Here is a 17,338-nt window from a genome sequence, read left to right as displayed (position 1 = left end):
CCCGCGCGTCGCAAGCATGCGGCGCCGGGCATTTAGTTTGCATGGCGAATCAAACCCTACGAGGCTATTCCGATGGACAAGACGACTTTGGCTTACTGGCAGGACAAGGCAGCGACGCTCGCGATCGAAGGGCGCGCATTCATCGGCGGCGCGTACCGCGACGCGCACGGCGGCAAGACGTTCGATTGCGTGAGCCCGATCGACGGCCGCGTGCTCGTGAAAGTCGCCGACTGCGGCGCGGCCGACGTCGACGCGGCGGTGGCGGCCGCGCGGCGCGCGTTCGACGAGCAGGCATGGGCGGGCCTGAACCCGCGCCGGCGCAAGGCGATCCTGCTTCGCTGGGCGGCGCTGATGCGCGAGCATCTCGACGAGCTGTCGCTGCTCGAGACGCTCGACGCGGGCAAGCCGATCGGCGACACGACGACGGTCGACGTGCCGGGCGCCGCGTACTGCGTCGAATGGTTCGCGGAAGCGATCGACAAGGTCGGCGGCGAAGTCGTGCCCGCCGATCATCATCTCGTCGGCCTCGTCACGCGCGAGCCGCTCGGCGTCGTCGCCGCGGTCGTGCCGTGGAATTTCCCGATCCTGATGGCGTCGTGGAAGTTCGGGCCGGCGCTCGCCGCGGGCAACAGCGTCGTGCTGAAGCCGTCGGAGAAATCGCCGCTCACGGCGATCAGGGTCGCGCAGCTCGCGCACGAAGCGGGCATTCCGGCCGGCGTGTTCAACGTCGTGCCGGGCGGCGGCGAGCCGGGCAAGCTGCTCGCGCTGCATCGCGACGTCGACTGTCTCGCGTTCACCGGCTCGACGGGCGTCGGCAAGCTGATCATGCAGTACGCGGGCCAGTCGAACCTGAAGCGCGTGTGGCTCGAGCTCGGCGGCAAATCGCCGAACATCGTGCTGCCCGACTGCCCGGATCTCGATCGCGCGGCGAAGGCGGCGGCGGGCGCGATCTTCTACAACATGGGCGAGATGTGCACGGCGGGCTCGCGCCTGCTCGTGCATCGCGACATCAAGGATGCGTTCCTCGAGAAGCTGATTGCCGCGGCGCGCGCATACAAGCCCGGCAATCCGCTCGACCCGAACGTGTCGATGGGCGCGATCGTCGACGCGATCCAGCTCGAGCGCGTGCTCGGCTACATCGAAGCGGGCCGCGGCGAAGCGAAGCTGCTGCTCGGCGGCGCGCGCGTGAACGAGCAGAGCGGCGGCTTCTACATCGAACCCACCGTGTTCGACACGGCGCCCGACGCGAAGATCGCGCGCGAAGAGATCTTCGGCCCGGTGCTGTCGGTGATCACGTTCGATTCGATCGACGAAGCGGTGAGGATCGCGAACGATAGCGAATACGGGCTCGGCGCCGCGGTGTGGACCGCGAACCTGACGACCGCGCACGAAGTCGCGCGCCGGCTGCGCGCGGGCACCGTATGGGTCAATTGCTACGACGAAGGGGGCGACATGAATTTTCCGTTCGGCGGCTACAAGCAATCGGGCAACGGCCGCGACAAGTCGTTGCACGCACTGGAGAAGTACACCGAGCTGAAGTCCACGCTCGTTCGGCTGCGCTAAAGGATTCGCAAGCCAGCGCGGCGGCGCGCATGCGTCGCGCCGCCGCGTTCCCAATGAATCCGACGCCGGCGCGCTCGCATTATCGGCGGCATCGCGAGCGCGCCGGTCCCTCCACCGGGTCATTCGATGACTGAAACGCTCTATGGCGACGGCGCGATCCGCCGCTCCTCCCCCTACGGTTCCTCGATCGAAAACACTTACGCGGGCGTGCTGTCGTTCATGCGGCGCAACTACACGCGCGATCTCGGCGGGGTCGACGTCGCCGTGTCCGGCGTGCCGCTCGATCTCGCAACGACGTTCCGCTCCGGCGCGCGCCTCGGCCCCGCCGCGGTGCGCGCGGCGAGCGTGCAGCTTGCCGAGCTGAATCCGTATCCGTGGGGCTTCGATCCGTTCGACGATCTCGCGGTGATCGACTACGGCGACTGCTGGTTCGACGCGCACAATCCGCTCACGATCAAGGCCGCGATTGTTGAGCACGCGCGGACGATCCTGCAGTCGGACGCGAGGATGCTGACGCTCGGCGGCGATCACTACATCACGTATCCGTTGCTGATCGCGCACGCGCAGAAGTACGGCAAGCCACTGTCGCTGATCCATTTCGACGCGCACTGCGACACATGGGCCGACGACGCGCCCGACAGCCTCAATCACGGCACGATGTTCTACAAGGCGGTCAAAGACGGGCTGATCGATCCGAAGACGTCGGTGCAGGTCGGCATTCGCACGTGGAACGACGATTATCTCGGCATCAACGTGCTCGACGCCGCGTGGGTGCACGAGCACGGTGTGCGCGCGGCGCTCGAGCGCATCGGCTTGATCGTCGGCGACCGGCCCGCGTATCTGACGTTCGACATCGACTGCCTCGATCCCGCGTTCGCGCCGGGCACGGGCACGCCGGTCGCGGGCGGGCTGTCGTCCGCGCAGGCGCTCGCGATCGTGCGCGGTCTCGGCGGCGTGAACCTGATCGGCGCGGACGTCGTCGAAGTCGCGCCCGCGTACGATCAGAGCGAAATCACCGCGATCGCGGCCGCGCATGTCGCGTGCGATCTGCTGTGTCTGTGGCGGCAGCGCAAGGTCGGCGCGCGTTGACGCGATCACGCGGCGATCGGCGGGCGGAGCGGCTGGACGGCGGCTCGACGGGAGGTGCTCCCGGAAGTGTTCGCCGTCCAGGCCATGGCGCTCCGGCCGCTAGACCCGCCGCCAATGCATTGCCCGCAGAACGTGCCGCGATTCCCGCAATTGCTGCGTTCATTCTCGACTATGCGTCGCCTCGATCCGCGTCGGCGGGGATTTCGACGGGTGTACGGCGGATTGAAGCTCGACAGGTGGTGGGAGGCGTCATCAATAAGCAGGTCGAGCTCGCAGAAACGCCTTCGGGCATGAGCTCCCCGATCGCCCGGCAGACATGCGATGCGCGTGCGCTTCATTGCATGCGGAAGGTGGATTTCAGTCCATTTCAGGCGGATATGCGTCCATTATCCAAACAACCGGACGCATTGGCGTTGACGCGGAGATAACGCGGTCTATATCGTACAGAGGCCTTGCAAATCGGCATCGCAGGTAGAAAGGAGGCAGTCGGCTCCGATCGTCGTGCAAACGGTTTGCGGTCACGAAGTCGTTTTGATCGCGCATATCTCGCGACGAGGACAACATGAAAATGAATATCGTCACGCGTACGCTCGCGATGTCGCCGCTGATGCTGGCGGCGGCTTGCAGTCAGATGCCCTTTGGCGGTACGGACACCGCCAAGTACGGGACCGCCTATATCAAGGAACATCTTGTCACCGGTGTCACGACGCAGGAGCAGGTGCGGACGCTGTACGGCAATCCGGATCGCAAGATGATGTACAGCGATGGAGGGGAGAGCTGGGATTACGATTTCAACCCCGGTGATAATCAGGTCAGCCATGCCGTCGATTATCTGTGGGGTTCGATCCCGAAGCCCGGAACGAGTGGCGTGACGGGCAATGCAGTCGGCACCGCGAACCAGGGCGTGTTCGACAAGATTTATTCCAGGGATGCACGGAAGTCGTTGTCGGTCACCTTCAAGAAGGGGGTCGTTTCAAATTACTATATTTCCGGAAAATAGCATCGCGGCCTTGCGCCCGGCATACGTCGCAGAGCGGGTATGACTCGCCGTCCCTTGCGTGTGCCACGAATGAAATTCGCGCAAAAGCGCATCACGCCGTTTCCGCGGCGGACCTTGTTCGTCGAAGAACGGGACGGGGCCACGCGGGCGCCGTCGTCACGGCGATTCGAAGCTGGTGTGCGTTCTTCGCATCGCTTACACTCATTCGCGTTGCCGATAGGCCGATGAGCCGGAGATTCCCGGCCATGTTCGGAATATCGCCCTTTGCCCGGCCGGCAAAGGCGCTGGCCGATTCACGCGGATCGGGGGCCACTTGGACAAAGCACCCGGCATCGGTATTTACCGCTGCACGACGCTGGAGATTCCGGCGCGTGACAGATTCGACGCGTGGGCGGCAGGCGGCAGCTGCCAGTATTCGATCGTCGACAGCGCCGGCGTGCCGTTCGATTGGGAATCGAGCGGCGCCACGGTGGGGCCGCTGTCGATCGGCTGGCATACCTGGTTGCATCCGTCGCGGCGAGCCGTGATCAAGGCCGATAGATCCTCTCGCCAGATTGCCGCGCGCGGGCTGGATCTTTACCAGTTCACGATTCATCTCGATGCCGGGTTCGTTTGGCTAAGCGGACCGGAACCATCGTTCAAGCAACGCAATGAACTGTACGTGATCGACGCAACCCAGCCGTTCGAATCGGAGATCACGACGGGCAACGTCGTTTGGATGGCGATACCCCGATCGTTGCTGCCGGTAACGGCCGAATGGCTGCACGGGAAATCGCTGAAGCAGGGAGTCGGTCAACTGCTCGCCGATCACCTGCGTTCGCTGGTCGCGAACCTGCCGCGTTTGAACGCCGACGACATCGGTCCCGTCGTCCAGGCGGCGCTGCATCTCGCAAGCGCTTGCGCGGCGCGCAGCCCGGATCTGTTCGAGCAGGCCAACGCGGCCATCGAAAGCGCGTTGCAGCAACGCGTGAAAAACTACATCGATGCGAACCTGTCGAGCCTCGAGCTGACGCCTGATCTGATCTGCAAGCAGGTCGGTCTTTCGCGATCGAAGCTCTATCAGTTGTTCGAGCCGCATGGTGGCGTGATGCGGCAGATACAGCGCAAGCGTCTCGAATCGGCCTATCGCAAGCTCGCCGATCCGGCGTACGTCCGGGAGTCGATCGCGACGATCGCATGGCGCCACGGCTTTCGCGACGAAAAATATTTCAGCCGGATCTTCAAGGCCGAATTCGGTCATACGCCGAGCGAGACGCTGGAGCGGGCCGGGCAACGGCTGCATCGGTGACGCCGCGCTGCCGGCGCGGGCCGGCGGCGGCGCCGCTGCGAAATGAAACAGGGCCGATCGCTGTGCGATCCCGGCCGCCGATCCGGCCTGCCGCCGCTAATGCCATCCATCGATAAGTTTTTGCGAATCCGTTATTGGAGCGATCGGCGACACGTTTCTATACTCGGGTTCCGGTTGGCACTCATTGAACTCGAGTGCGAGAACTTCGATAAAGGAAACGTGAGAATGAGCCTACGTCCGCTACACGATCGCGTCATCGTCAAGCGACTCGATCAGGAAACCAAGACCGCGTCGGGCATCGTGATTCCCGACAGCGCGGCCGAAAAGCCCGACCAGGGCGAGATCCTCGCGGTCGGCCCCGGCCGGCGCGACGCCGACGGCAAGCGCATCGAGCCCGACGTGAAGGTCGGCGAGCGCGTGCTGTTCGGCAAGTACGCGGGGCAGCCCGTGAAGGTCGACGGCAACGAATTGCTGGTGCTGCGCGAAGAAGAGATCGTCGCAGTCGTCCATTCCTGAGCGGGGAGCATCGAATCATGGCAGCGAAAGAAATCATTTTTCACGACGGCGCGCGCACGAGGCTCGTCGAAGGCGTCAATCTGCTCGCGAACGCGGTGAAAGTCACGCTCGGCCCGAAAGGCCGCAACGTCGTGCTCGAGCGCAGCTTCGGCGCACCCGTCGTCACGAAGGACGGCGTATCGGTTGCGAAGGAGATCGAGCTCGCCGACAAGGTGCAGAACATCGGCGCGCAGCTCGTGAAGGAAGTCGCGTCGAAGACGAGCGACGCGGCGGGCGACGGCACGACGACGGCCACCGTGCTCGCGCAGGCGATCGTTCGCGAAGGGCAAAAGTACGTCGCGGCGGGCCTGAATCCGCTCGATCTGAAGCGCGGCATCGACAAGGCCGTTGCCGCCGCGGTCGAGGAGCTGAAGAAGATCAGCAAGCCGACGACGACGAGCAAGGAAATCGCGCAGGTCGCGACGATCTCGGCGAACGGCGAGGAATCGATCGGCCAGCGCATCGCCGAGGCGATCGACCGCGTCGGCAAGGAGGGCGTGATCACCGTCGAGGACGGCAAGTCGCTCGCCGACGAGCTCGACGTCGTCGAAGGGCTGCAGTTCGATCGCGGCTACCTGTCGCCGTACTTCATCAACAATCCCGACCGCCAGCTCGCGGTGCTCGACGAGCCGTTCATCCTGCTGCACGACAAGAAGATCTCGAACATCCGCGATCTGCTGCCGGTGCTCGAGCAGGTCGCGAAGGCGGGCCGGCCGCTTCTCATCGTCGCCGAGGATATCGAGGGCGAGGCGCTCGCGACGCTCGTCGTCAACAACATCCGCGGCATCCTGAAGACCGTCGCGGTGAAGGCGCCCGGCTTCGGCGATCGCCGCAAGGCGCTGCTCGAGGACATCGCGATCCTGACGGGCGGCCAGGTGATCGCCGAGGAAACCGGCCTCACGCTCGAAAAGGCGACGCTGCAGGAGCTCGGCCGCGCGAAGCGCATCGAGGTGGGCAAGGAAAACACGACGCTCATCGACGGCGCGGGCGAGAAGGCGAACATCGAGGCGCGCGTGAAGCAGATTCGCGCGCAGATCGCCGATGCGACGTCCGACTACGATCGCGAGAAGCTGCAGGAGCGCGTCGCGAAGCTCGCGGGCGGCGTCGCGGTGATCAAGGTCGGCGGCGCGACCGAAATCGAAGTGAAGGAGAAGAAGGACCGCGTCGACGACGCGCTGCATGCGACGCGCGCGGCCGTGGAGGAAGGCATCGTGCCGGGCGGCGGCGTCGCGCTGATTCGCGTGAAGCAGGCGATCGCGGACCTCGCGGCCGCGAACGCCGATCAGAAGGCCGGCATCAGCATCGTGTTGCGCGCGCTCGAGGAGCCGTTGCGCCAGATCGTCGCGAACGCGGGCGAGGAGGCGAGCGTCGTCGTCGCGACGGTCGCGGCCGGCAAGGGCAACTACGGCTACAACGCGGCGACCGGCGAATACGGCGATCTCGTCGAATCGGGCGTGCTCGATCCGACGAAGGTCACGCGCACCGCGCTGCAAAACGCGGCGTCGGTCGCGGGCCTGCTGCTCACGACCGATGCGACCGTCCACGAAGCGCCGAAGGATGCGCCGCCCGCCGCGCCGGCCGGCGTGCCGGGCGCGGGCGGTCCGGGCTTCGACTTCTGAGCGAATCGCGCGACGCGCGACGCGCGAGGTGCGCGGCTCGACGGGCCGCGTGCCTCGGCGGCGCGTGCGGCGCGCGCCCGGTGCGACGCGATGCCGCAATCCTTCGCGCGTGACGTCGAACGCGAAGCGGAGCACGCGACGCATGAAGCGAAACATGGTCGACCGAACCGAGCGCTCGCCACGCGACAGGCGTCGAACCGACTGTTCGACGCCTGTCGCATCGCGTTTATTTCTCGCGCTCATAAGCGTCCGACAAAACGTTGGTTTGTCTGCCGGCGCGATGCCGCTAACGTAACGCGCACGAATTAATGCGATTACCATCGCATTCGACCAACACGACACGACCGGGGACGCGACGCATGCGGGCGCACACAGACAAGATCATTCACTGGCTGCTGTCGAGCCTCGAGCCCGTCGGCTCGATCTTTCATGTCGGCCAGTATTGCGGCGACGGCTGGCGCGCGTCGACGGCCGGGCGCGCGAAGGCGAGCTTCCACGTCGTGCTGAGCGGCCGCTGCCGGCTGCACTTTTTCGACGGCCGCGCGAGCGTGCCGCTCGCCGAAGGCGACGCGGCATTCCTGATGCGCGACGTCCCGCATGCGCTGACATCCGGCGCGAAGCCGCCCGTTCGCGCGCGCGACGCCGCGCGCGCGGCGCAGCCGGCGATGCAGCGCTTCGACCCCGGCGCGCCCGACGCGGTCGGCCTCGCATGCGGCTTTCTCGCGTTCCGCAGCGGCTCGAGCGACTGGATCGCATCGTACCTGCCCGATTGCCTCGTGGTCCGGCGCGCCAGCGCGGCGGCCGCGCAGATTCATGCGATCGTCGGGCTGATTCGCGCGGAGGCGGCGAAGCCCGGCTCGTTCGACGAGCCGTCGCCGCTCATCGCGCGGCTGACCGAGCTGCTGTTCTTCTACGCGGTGCGCGACGCGGTGGACGACGATTCGCTCGCGAGCGGCCTCGCGCCGCTGATGCGCCGCGCCGAGTTCGCGAGCCTGATCGCGGCCGTCATCGATCGGCCCGGCGACCCATGGACGACCGACGCGATGGCGTCGTTCGCGCACATGTCGCGTGCGACGTTCTTCAAGCGCTTCGTCGATGCGTGCGGCCAGCCGCCCGCCCAATTCGTCACGCTGATCCGGATGAAGATCGCGGCCGAGATGCTGCGGCAGGGCGAGGCGATCGCGCGCGTCGCCGAATGGGTCGGCTATCAGTCGGAATCGGCGTTCGCGCATGCGTTCAAGCGCATCGTCGGGCTGCAGCCGGGCGCGTACCGGCGTGAACAGGGCGCGGCGCCGCCGCGCGGCGGCGAGACCGGCGGCGCGCATGCCGCGGGAGCGAACGCCGCGCTGCATTGAGCGCGCGCCGTCGAAGCGGCGCTGAGCACTGAGCGCCGGGCGGCGGCGATCGTTTCGTCCGTTCGTACTTCGCTGCGCACGCGTGGACGAATCCGCAGCACTCGCAGACCTTCGCGCATTGCCCGCCGGCGGCGCGCTTCGGACAATGAGGCATTCCACCAGGAGCCTCACATGAGCCGCCTTCCTCTTCTCACGCCGAGCGACGCGCCCGAAGCGAGCGTGCCGTATCTGACGCGCGTGCTGAACAACAACGGCTTCCTGCCGAATCTCGTCGCGTCGCTCGCGAATGCGCCGACCGCGCTCGAAACGTACCTGACGGTCGCCGAGATCAACGGCCGCAGCGGCCTCACGCTCGCCGAGCGCGAGGCGGTGCAGATCACGGCCGCCGCGACGCACGGCTGCGGCTTTTGCGTCGCCGGGCACACCGCCGTCGCGCTGAAGAAGGCGCACGTGCCGAACGCGGACGTCGACGCGCTGCGCGCGGGCGAGCCGCCCGCTGACGCGCGCCTTGCGGCCGTCGCGACGTTCACGCGCGCGGTGATCGCGGCGCGCGGCGCGGTCGGCGACGCGCAGTTCGATGCGTTCGTCGCCGCCGGTTTCACGCGCGCGAACGCGCTCGAGGTCGTGCTCGGCGTGAGCCTCGCGACGCTCTGCAATTTCGCGAACAACCTCGCGCAGAACGAATTGAATCCTGAACTGGCCGCCTACCGATGGGAACCTCGCACGCAAACCGCATGACCCGGATCGCGCTCGATCCGGCGCTGACCGATTGGCTCGACGCACACGCGGCGTCGCTCGACGCTTCGTCGGAAGCGAAGCAGCAACTCGTGCCGCGCCTCGCGGCGGCGGGCGCGTTTCATGCGGGCCTGCCGGTGCGCGATGGCGAAGCGGGCGACGTCGTCGAGGCGGTGGCGACGATCGCCGCGCTCGCGCGGCATTCGCTGACGGCCGCGTTCGTGTGCTGGGCGCAGCGGACGTTCGTCGAATATCTGCTGCACAGCCCGAACGCCGAGTTGCGCGCGCGCTGGCTGCCGGCGCTGCTGAGCGGCGACGCGGCCGGCGCGACCGGCCTGTCGAACGCGATGAAGTATCTGCAGGGGATCGAATCGCTCCAGCTCGACGCAACGCCCGATCCTTCGTGTTCCGAAGCATGGCGGCTGAACGGCGCGCTGCCGTGGGTGACGAACGTACGGCCGGGCGGCGCGCTCGTCGCGGTCGCCGTCGCGCACGAAGGGCGCGCGGCGTCGATCTTCGCGGTGCGCGACGATGCGGCGGGCGTCGCGCGGAGCGACGATCTCGATCTGATCGCCTTGCGCGGCAGCAACACGGCGGCGCTGCGTTTCACCGACGTGGCGCTGGATGCGCGCTGGCGGATTCACGACGACGCGCATGCGTTTCTGCCCGCCGTGCGGCCCGCGTTCCTCGGGATGCAGTGCGCGATGGCGATCGGGCTTGCGAGCCGGTCGCTCGACGAGGCGGGCCGTTCGGCGGACGCCACGCGGCGAATCCTCGATGCCGAAATCGCCGGCGCGAGCGACGCGCTCGATGTGACGGCCGGGCGGCTCGTCGCCGGGTTGCGCGACGGCGCGTTCGGCGCGCAGCGCGCGCGGCTCTTCGAGATTCGGATCGCGCTCGCCGAGCTCGTGCAGACTGCCGTGCAGCTCGAACTGCAGGCGAGCGGCGGACGCGCGTACGTGCGGCGCGACGGTGCCGACAACGGTTTCGAACGGCGCTGGCGCGAGGCCGCGTTTGTGCCGGTCGTCACGCCGAGCCTCGTGCAGCTGAAGAGCGAGCTCGCGAAACACGCGGCGCGCGACGCCGCATGAGCGCGCCGTGGCTCGACGCCCGCGCGCTGACGCTCGGCTACGACGCGGCGCGGCCGCCCGTGCTCGACCGCTTCGATCTCGCGGTGGGCGCGGGCGAGTTGGTCGCGGTGCTCGGCGCGAGCGGCGCGGGCAAGTCGAGCCTGTTGCGCGTGCTGGCGGGCTTGCGCCGGCCCGCGTCCGGCACGATCGAGATCTCGGGCCGCCCGCTCGACGGGCCGCATCCGCACGTCGTGCTGATGTTCCAGGAAGCGAGCCTGCTGCCGTGGCTGTCGGTCGAGCGCAACGTCGCGTTCGGGCTCGGCTTCAAGCGGCAGCCGCGCCTGTCGCGCGGCGAGCGCGCGCGCCGCGTCGCATGGGCGATCGATGAAGTCGGGCTCGCGCACGCACGCGGCTACCATCCGGCGCAACTGTCGGGCGGGATGGCGCAGCGCGTCGCGCTCGCACGCGCGATCGCGCGGCAGCCGCAGGTGCTGCTGCTCGACGAGCCGTTCGGCGCGCTCGACGCCGCGACGCGCACCGACATGCAGGACCTGCTGCTGCGCGTCGTCGCCGACACGCGCGCGGCGACCGTGCTCGTCACGCACGACATCGACGAGGCGCTGCGCGTCGCCGACCGGGTCGTGCTGCTCGACGGGCGCGGCGGGACGGCCGGCGCTTGGACGGTTGCGTCGCGCGCGGCGGCGGCGGGCGGATGCGTCGAGACGCTGTCGGAAGTCGGCGAAGGGTGCGATGCGCGCGCCGCGCGGAATGAGCGGAATGAGCGGAATGAGCGGAATGAGCGGGACGCATGCGGCGCGCTCGCGATCGACGCCGCGCGCGGCCGTGGCGCGATGTCCGAACGATCCGAAGCGCCCGGCGCTTGCGCCGCGCCGGCCGCGCCCGATGCGTTGCGGGCGGCATGCGACCGGCGCGGGCCGCGGGAACGCCGCGAGCTGCGTGAGCTGCATGAGCTGCGTGAGCGGATCGAGGGGCACGACCCGCTCGACCCGCTCGACCCGCTTGAACGATTCGACCGTCTCGACGCGCTGCGCATCGAGATCCACCGCATGTTGCGCGCGCTGCGCGACGCGCCCGAAGCCGCAGGACGCGCGAGCGCGGACGATGCGCGTCCCGCCGCCTGATTTCTTCATTCTTCGAACGGACCGACCATGTGCGATGTATCGATCACCCGCCGCGAGTGGCTCAAGCTCGCCGCGCTGTTCACGAGCGCGGCGGCGTTGCCGCTTCTCGCGCAACGCGCGGCGCGCGCGGCCGTGGAGCCCGACGCGCCGGTGCGCATCGGCTATCTGCCGATCACCGACGCCGCGCCGCTCCTCGTCGCGCATCACAACGGCTATTTCGACGCGGCGGGCGTCGCGGCCGAGAAGCCGCGGCTGTTGCGCAGCTGGGCGCAGCTCGTCGAGGCTTTCCTGTCCGGGCAGGTCAACGTCGTCCATCTGCTGTCGCCGATGACGGTGTGGGCGCGCTACGGCAGCGGTGTGCGGGCGAAAGTCGTCGCGTGGAATCACGTGAACGGCTCGGCGCTGACGGTCGCGCCCGCGATCGACGACGTCCGCCAGCTCGGCGGCAAGACCGTCGCGGTGCCGTTCTGGTATTCGATTCACAACGTCGTCGTGCAGCATCTGCTGCGCGAGAGCGGGCTCGCGCCGGTGCTCAAGCGCACGGGCGGCATCGCGGCGAACGAAGTGAACCTCGTCGTGATGGCGCCCGCCGACATGCCGCCCGCGCTCGCGGCCGGACAGATCGCGGGCTACATCGTCGCGGAGCCGTTCAACGCGGCGGTCGAGCTGATGAAGATCGGCAAGATCCTGCGGTTTACCGGCGACGTGTGGAAGAATCATGCGTGCTGCGTCGTGTTCATGCACGAGCAGGATCTGAACGCGCGGCCGCAGTGGTCGCAGAAAGTCGTCGACGCGATCGTGAAGGCGCAGCTCTGGGCGCGCGCGCATCCGGACGAGACCGCGCGGCTGCTGTCGAAGGAGGGCGCGCAGCATTACACGCCGCATGCCGTGCAGACGCTGTCGCGTGTGCTCGCGCCGTCGGCGGCGCTCGACGCCGACTATCGCGCGCGCGGCGCGATCCGGCACGCCGGCTGGCGCGAGAAGCGAATCGATTTCCAGCCGTATCCGTTTCCGAGCTACACCGAAGAGCTGGTGCGGCGCCTGAAGCGCACCGCGATGGACGGCGACGCGCGCTTTCTCGAGCGGCTCGATCCGGCGCGCGTCGCGAGCGAGCTCGTCGACGCGCGGTTCGTCACGAAGAGCATCGCGGCCGTCGGCGGCCTCGCGGCGTTCGGGTTGCCCGAATCGTTTTCGCGCGAGGAGACGATCGTTGTCTGACGTATCGGTTCGGCGCGGGCCGGCGCGCGGCGGCGCGGGCGCTCATCGCGGAAGCGGCGCGCCGCCGCGGGTCGCCGCCGCATCTGCCCATGCCGGCCGCCGGCCGCTCGCTCGCCCGCTGCGCGACGCGGCGATCGGCGTCGCTGGCCTCGTCTGCGCGATCGCGCTCTGGTGGGCGGCGACGCACGGGCTGGCGGGGCCGCAGTCGCCCGTGCGCCTGTTCGCGCCGGAGCGTGCGCTCGAAAGCGCGCCCGCGCTGTTGCGCGACGAGCGCCTCGCGATGCACGTGCGCGTGAGCGTCGTGCGCGTGGCGACGGGGCTCGGCATCGCGCTCGCGCTCGGCGTGCCGCTCGGACTGCTGATCGGACGCGTGAGATGGCTCGACGCGCTGCTGTCGCCGACCTTCCAGTTCCTGCGGATGATCTCGCCGCTGTCGTGGATGCCGCTCGCGGTGATGTCGTTCGGCATCGGCGAGCGCTCGATCTGTTTCCTGCTCGCGTTCGCCGCGTTCTGGCCGATCCTGATGAGCACCGCGTCCGGCGTCGGGCAGGTCGACCGGCGCTGGCTCGAGCTCGGCGAGAGCCTCGCCGCGACGCGCGCCGAGCTCGCATGGCACGTGGTGCTGCCGGCGATCACCGCGTCGGTGCTGAGCGGCGCGCGGCTCGCAATCGGCGTGCTGTGGATCGTGCTCGTGCCGGCCGAGATGCTCGGCGTGAGCGCGGGGCTCGGCTATCTGGTGCTCGACACGCGCGACCGGCTTGCGTATTCGGAGCTCGCGGCGGTGATCGTCGTGATCGGCGCGATCGGGCTCGCGCTCGATGCGCTCGCACGGGCCGCGCTTGCCCGCTGGACGAAGGCGCGCGCTTGATGCGGCTGACATGCGTCGGCGTGATGCGGCGCGGCGCGCGATGGCTTGGCTGGGCGCGGCGCGGATGTTTTGGTGAACGAAGCGCGGTTCGGCATGCCGCGCTCGGCGCGGTCCGGTAACGCAAGTAAGAAAGGCTAGGACGGCGAGAAAGGCGAGAAAGGCGAGACCAAAACTACCCCATCCGTCCCGGCAAGCCTCGGCCTAACCTTCAGCGATGCCGCGCGTCGAATCGCCGGCCGCGCCAGACGTGTTCCAATCGGCTTACAGCCCTGCGCAATGCGATCCCGGCGCGCGCGTGCGCTCGTTCCCGCTCGCCAGCGCCCGCCGGTCGTGCGCCGCCCGCATGCTGCGAAGCGGCAAGCATCTTGCCGGCCGTCGCGTGGCTATGCTTGATCGACGGCGCGTCATTCGGCGCTCGTCGGCGTTCCGTTGATCCGCCCGTAGTTTTCGGCACGACGCCCGCGCGTCGCCGATTGCGGCGGAGTGGCGCCTGCGGTATGGTCGTCGGATGCGGCGACGCGCCGCTCTCGATCGCCACCTGCCGTGGCTATAGTGTCGAGCCCATCATCCACGCGCAGTGCCGTAGAGAGGCTGTCCATGGCGACCATCGCATCCGAGTTTCACCTCGCTCCGCAACAATTCTCCACCGACGTGCTGCTGGAAAAATACGCGAAGGGCGACGAGCGGACGGTCGACGACATTTACCGCCGCGTCGCCCACGGCGTCGCGCAGGCGGAGCCGGCCGAACTGCGCGACGAAGTCGAGGCGCGCTTCGTCGAGCATCTGCAACGCGGCGCGCTCGGCGCGGGCCGGATCATGAGCGCGGCGGGCAGCGCGATCGCGGCGACGCTGATCAACTGCTTCGTGCAGCCGGTCGGCGACTGCATCCAGGGCGTCGACGAGCGCGGGCTGCCCGGCATCTACGTCGCGCTGCTGCAGGCGGCCGAGACGATGCGGCGCGGCGGCGGCGTCGGCTACAACTTCTCGGCGATTCGCCCGCGCGGCGCGTACGTGCATTCGACGGGCTCGAGCGCGTCCGGTCCGTGCAGCTACATCGACGTGTTCGACGCGTCGTGCCGCACGGTCGAAAGCGCGGGTGCGCGGCGCGGCGCGCAGATGGCGGTGCTCGATTGCGATCATCCCGATCTGCTCGAATTCATCGAAGCGAAACATTCGAAAGGCCGCTGGAACAACTTCAACATCTCGGTCGCGGTGACCGACGCGTTCATGGACGCGGTCGAGCAGGATCTGCCGTGGCAGCTCGTGCACCGCGCGGAGCCGTCACCCGCGCTGCGCGCGGCGGGCGATCTGCATCGGCGCGACGACGGCATGTGGGTCTATGCGGAAAGGCGCGCGCGCGCGATCTGGGACAAGATCATGCGCTCGACGTACGACGTCGCCGAGCCGGGCGTCGTGTTCATCTCGAAGATGAACGACGACAACAACCTGCGCGCGATCGAATTGATTCGTGCGACGAATCCGTGCGGCGAGCAGCCGCTGCCCGCGTACGGCTGCTGCAATCTCGGCCCGCTGAACCTGACGCGCTTCGTGATCGACCCGTTCGCTCAACTGCGCGGCGGCGAAAGCGTGTTCGACTGGGCCGCGCTCGACGAGCGCACGCGCACGCACGTGCGCTTCCTCGACGACGTGCTCGACGTGACGCTGTGGCCGCTGACCGAGCAGCGCCACGAGGCGCATCAGAAGCGGCGGATCGGCATCGGCTTCACGGGCCTTGGCGACGCGCTCGTGATGCTCGGCCTGCGCTACGACTCGCAGGAAGGGCGCGACTTCGCCGCGCGCGTCGGGCGCGCGATGCGCGACGCCGCGTATCGCGCATCGGTCGAGCTCGCGCGCGAGCGCGGCGCGTTCCCGCTCTTCGACGCGAACCGGTATCTCGAAGCGGGCACGTTCGCGTCGCGGCTGCCCGACGACATTCAGGAAGCCATTCGCCGCGACGGCATCCGCAACAGCCATCTGCTGTCGGTCGCGCCGACGGGCACCGTGAGCCTCGCGTTCGCGGACAATGCGTCGAACGGCATCGAGCCCGCGTTCTCGTGGACCTACCAACGCACGAAGATCATGGCGGACGGCAGCCGCCAGACGTTCGCGGTCGAGGATTACGCTTATCGCCTGTACCGCGAGCTCGGCGGCGACGTCGACGCGTTGCCCGATTATTTCGTCAGCGCGCTGCAGATGTCCGCGCACGATCACCTCGCGATGATGGCGGCCGTGCAGCCGTACATCGACACGTCGATCTCGAAGACGGTCAACGTGCCGGCCGATTATCCGTTCGACGATTTCGAGAGCCTCTATTTCGATGCGTGGAAGAGCGGCCTGAAAGGGCTCGCGACGTACCGGCCGAACGACACGCTCGGCGCGGTGCTGCACACGTCCGAGCCGGACGATACGCTGACGGAGGCGGATCTCGATCCGCTGCGGATCGCGATCGACCACCGGCCGAAGGGCGAGTTGCCCGCGGTGATCGAGAAGGTCGAGTATCTGACGCAGCTCGGGAAGAAGTCGCTGTACGTCGCGGTGTCGTTCATGGAAGTGACGGGGCGCATCGGCGGCGAAGAGGTGACGATCGAGCGGCCGATCGAATTCTTCATCCCGGTCGGCCAGCGCGACGAGTCGCAGCAATGGATCACGGCGACGATGCGCTCGCTGTCGCTCGCCGCGCGCGGCGGCTTCGTCGCGCGCAATCTGCAGGATCTGCGCAAGGTGTCGTGGGATCGCGGACAGGTGCGGCTCGGCGAGACGCAGCGGCTCGACGGCCGGCGCATTCCGCTGTGGCACGACTCGGAAGTCGCCGCGCTCAGCTACGCGATTCAGCAGATATTGCATCGTCGCGGCTTTCTCGACGCCGAGGGCAATCAGGTGCCGTCGCGGCTGCTCGCGGCGCTGCCGCGCGGCGGCGCAGACCCGCATGCGGTTGCCGCGATGCTCTCGGCCGAGACGGAATCGGCATCGGCGGGCGGCGAAAGCGAGGAAGAAACGGCCGCTGCGACGCACAGCGCCGCCGAGCTGCGCACGATGTTCGGGCGCAAGTGCAACTCGTGCGGCGCGAATGCGGTGATCCGCAAGGACGGCTGCGATTTCTGCACCGCGTGCGGCGAGATCGGCGCTTGCGGTTGAGCGTTCGCTCGCCGCGTGCGTCGGCGCGGCCGCCGCTTCGCGATGAGTTTTTCAAGCCGGACCGTGCGGGACGATCGATCCCGCACGGCGCGTCAATCCGCTTTCGCGTCTTGTTCGTCCGATAGCGGGCGTCGCTTCGGCGTCGGTGCCGGCATGCGGCGTGCCCGCCGCGACGATAGTGAAAGGCACGAAGCTGTCGATCACGATTCGACCCATGCCGTGCGCATCGTCCGAGCGTCGCGCGGCGCGCTGATTCATCGCCGGGGCGTCACGACGATGCAATCGGCGCGATCGACGCCCGCGCATTCTCCTCAATCCTTCCTTCGGCTCGGTCCTGCCTGATTCGCGAGGGTCACGTGCCTGTCCATCCGACGCTTGCCCTTACGCGCGGCGATTCGCGCTCCACATGCGTCTTCTTCCGAACCGCTCGATTCGCGAGGCGCTCACGCGGCGCGCGAGCGCCGAGCCGCTCGACCGACGTCGGTCGAACGAGGAATCGCCGCGACGATCGGAATTTCCGGGCGGAGCGAATCTCGCCGCCGCGGCAACCAGCCGAATTCCGATTCAATTGGCGAAATTGAAAATGCGCGACAAAAAATATATCTACCTTTATTTCTGTTTTTGAAATGTCAAGCGATGCGCGCAAATCGCATTAAAAATATTTTGGCCGCACAAAACGAAGAGACCGACTATTTTGGTGA

Annotated in this window: 15 protein-coding genes and 1 pseudogene; 14 read left to right on the top strand and 2 right to left on the bottom strand. The window is 68.0% G+C overall.

Annotated features, from left to right (window positions below; translation table 11 throughout):
* The first annotated feature begins 72 nt into the window (after positions 1–72).
* The 12 genes and pseudogenes from WS78_RS27620 to WS78_RS27565 all read left to right on the top strand — a co-directional run bounded on the left by WS78_RS27620 (position 73) and on the right by WS78_RS27565 (position 13,502).
* Positions 73–1,563 carry an aldehyde dehydrogenase gene (locus WS78_RS27620; protein ID WP_059579564.1) on the top strand — a complete coding sequence of 497 codons (1,491 nt, stop codon included), beginning with the start codon at positions 73–75 and terminating at the stop codon, positions 1,561–1,563.
* A gap of 126 nt (positions 1,564–1,689) precedes the next feature.
* Positions 1,690–2,652 carry an agmatinase gene (speB, locus tag WS78_RS27615; protein WP_059579566.1) on the top strand — a complete coding sequence of 321 codons (963 nt, stop codon included), beginning with the start codon at positions 1,690–1,692 and terminating at the stop codon, positions 2,650–2,652.
* 562 nt (positions 2,653–3,214) lie between these two features.
* The gene (locus tag WS78_RS27610) at positions 3,215–3,652 is read left to right on the top strand and encodes a hypothetical protein (RefSeq protein WP_059579570.1); all 438 of its coding nucleotides are present in this window, start codon (positions 3,215–3,217) and stop codon (positions 3,650–3,652) included.
* A 313-nt stretch (positions 3,653–3,965) separates the two neighbouring features.
* A complete protein-coding gene (locus WS78_RS27605; RefSeq protein WP_059579573.1) occupies positions 3,966–4,940 on the top strand; it encodes a helix-turn-helix domain-containing protein in 975 nt (324 codons plus the stop codon).
* Between the two features lie 225 nt (positions 4,941–5,165).
* Positions 5,166–5,456, top strand: coding sequence for a co-chaperone GroES (locus WS78_RS27600; protein ID WP_038752798.1), 291 nt, complete (start codon positions 5,166–5,168; stop codon positions 5,454–5,456).
* A gap of 17 nt (positions 5,457–5,473) precedes the next feature.
* Positions 5,474–7,114, top strand: a complete 1,641-nt coding sequence (gene groL / locus WS78_RS27595; RefSeq protein WP_059579576.1) for a chaperonin GroEL — start codon at positions 5,474–5,476, stop codon at positions 7,112–7,114.
* A 359-nt stretch (positions 7,115–7,473) separates the two neighbouring features.
* Positions 7,474–8,469 carry an AraC family transcriptional regulator gene (locus WS78_RS27590; RefSeq protein WP_059579580.1) on the top strand — a complete coding sequence of 332 codons (996 nt, stop codon included), beginning with the start codon at positions 7,474–7,476 and terminating at the stop codon, positions 8,467–8,469.
* 171 nt (positions 8,470–8,640) lie between these two features.
* Positions 8,641–9,207, top strand: a complete 567-nt coding sequence (locus WS78_RS27585) for a carboxymuconolactone decarboxylase family protein (protein ID WP_059579585.1) — start codon at positions 8,641–8,643, stop codon at positions 9,205–9,207.
* Positions 9,180–10,295, top strand: a complete 1,116-nt coding sequence (locus WS78_RS27580) for an acyl-CoA dehydrogenase family protein (protein WP_059579589.1) — start codon at positions 9,180–9,182, stop codon at positions 10,293–10,295. Before WS78_RS27585 ends, WS78_RS27580 begins: the two co-directional genes overlap by 28 nt.
* Positions 10,292–10,960, top strand: a pseudogene (locus tag WS78_RS37825) (ABC transporter ATP-binding protein); the annotation flags it as partial. The gene WS78_RS27580 and the pseudogene WS78_RS37825, both read left to right, overlap by 4 nt.
* Positions 10,961–11,443: 483 nt before the next feature.
* A complete protein-coding gene (locus WS78_RS27570; protein ID WP_059579596.1) occupies positions 11,444–12,634 on the top strand; it encodes an ABC transporter substrate-binding protein in 1,191 nt (396 codons plus the stop codon).
* On the top strand, positions 12,627–13,502 hold the full coding sequence (locus tag WS78_RS27565; RefSeq protein WP_038752812.1) for an ABC transporter permease: 876 nt from the start codon (positions 12,627–12,629) through the stop codon (positions 13,500–13,502). The genes WS78_RS27570 and WS78_RS27565 overlap by 8 nt, the downstream gene beginning before the upstream one ends.
* Positions 13,503–13,906: 404 nt before the next feature.
* Here WS78_RS27565 and WS78_RS36410 read toward each other — a convergent pair whose 3' ends face one another.
* Complete coding sequence (locus WS78_RS36410) at positions 13,907–14,101, bottom strand: hypothetical protein (RefSeq protein WP_145986920.1); 195 nt, start codon at positions 14,099–14,101, stop codon at positions 13,907–13,909.
* Here WS78_RS36410 and WS78_RS27560 point away from each other — a divergent pair.
* The gene (locus WS78_RS27560; protein ID WP_059579599.1) at positions 14,100–16,637 is read left to right on the top strand and encodes an adenosylcobalamin-dependent ribonucleoside-diphosphate reductase; all 2,538 of its coding nucleotides are present in this window, start codon (positions 14,100–14,102) and stop codon (positions 16,635–16,637) included. The two genes, WS78_RS36410 and WS78_RS27560, sit on opposite strands and share 2 nt — an antisense overlap.
* 51 nt (positions 16,638–16,688) lie before the next feature.
* Here WS78_RS27560 and WS78_RS27555 read toward each other — a convergent pair whose 3' ends face one another.
* The gene (locus tag WS78_RS27555; RefSeq protein WP_038752816.1) at positions 16,689–16,895 is read right to left on the bottom strand and encodes a hypothetical protein; all 207 of its coding nucleotides are present in this window, start codon (positions 16,893–16,895) and stop codon (positions 16,689–16,691) included.
* A 148-nt stretch (positions 16,896–17,043) separates the two neighbouring features.
* Between WS78_RS27555 and WS78_RS27550 the strand changes: the two genes are divergently transcribed.
* Entirely contained in the window at positions 17,044–17,262 is a 219-nt protein-coding gene (locus tag WS78_RS27550) for a hypothetical protein (protein ID WP_059579602.1), read from the top strand.
* The last annotated feature ends 76 nt before the right edge of the window (positions 17,263–17,338 follow it).

The sequence above is a fragment of the Burkholderia savannae genome, from assembly GCF_001524445.2.
GTDB classification, from domain to species: Bacteria; Pseudomonadota; Gammaproteobacteria; order Burkholderiales; family Burkholderiaceae; genus Burkholderia; species Burkholderia savannae.
The sequence above is the reverse complement of the archived record's forward strand: the minus strand, read 5'-3'. Positions and strand labels throughout refer to the sequence as shown.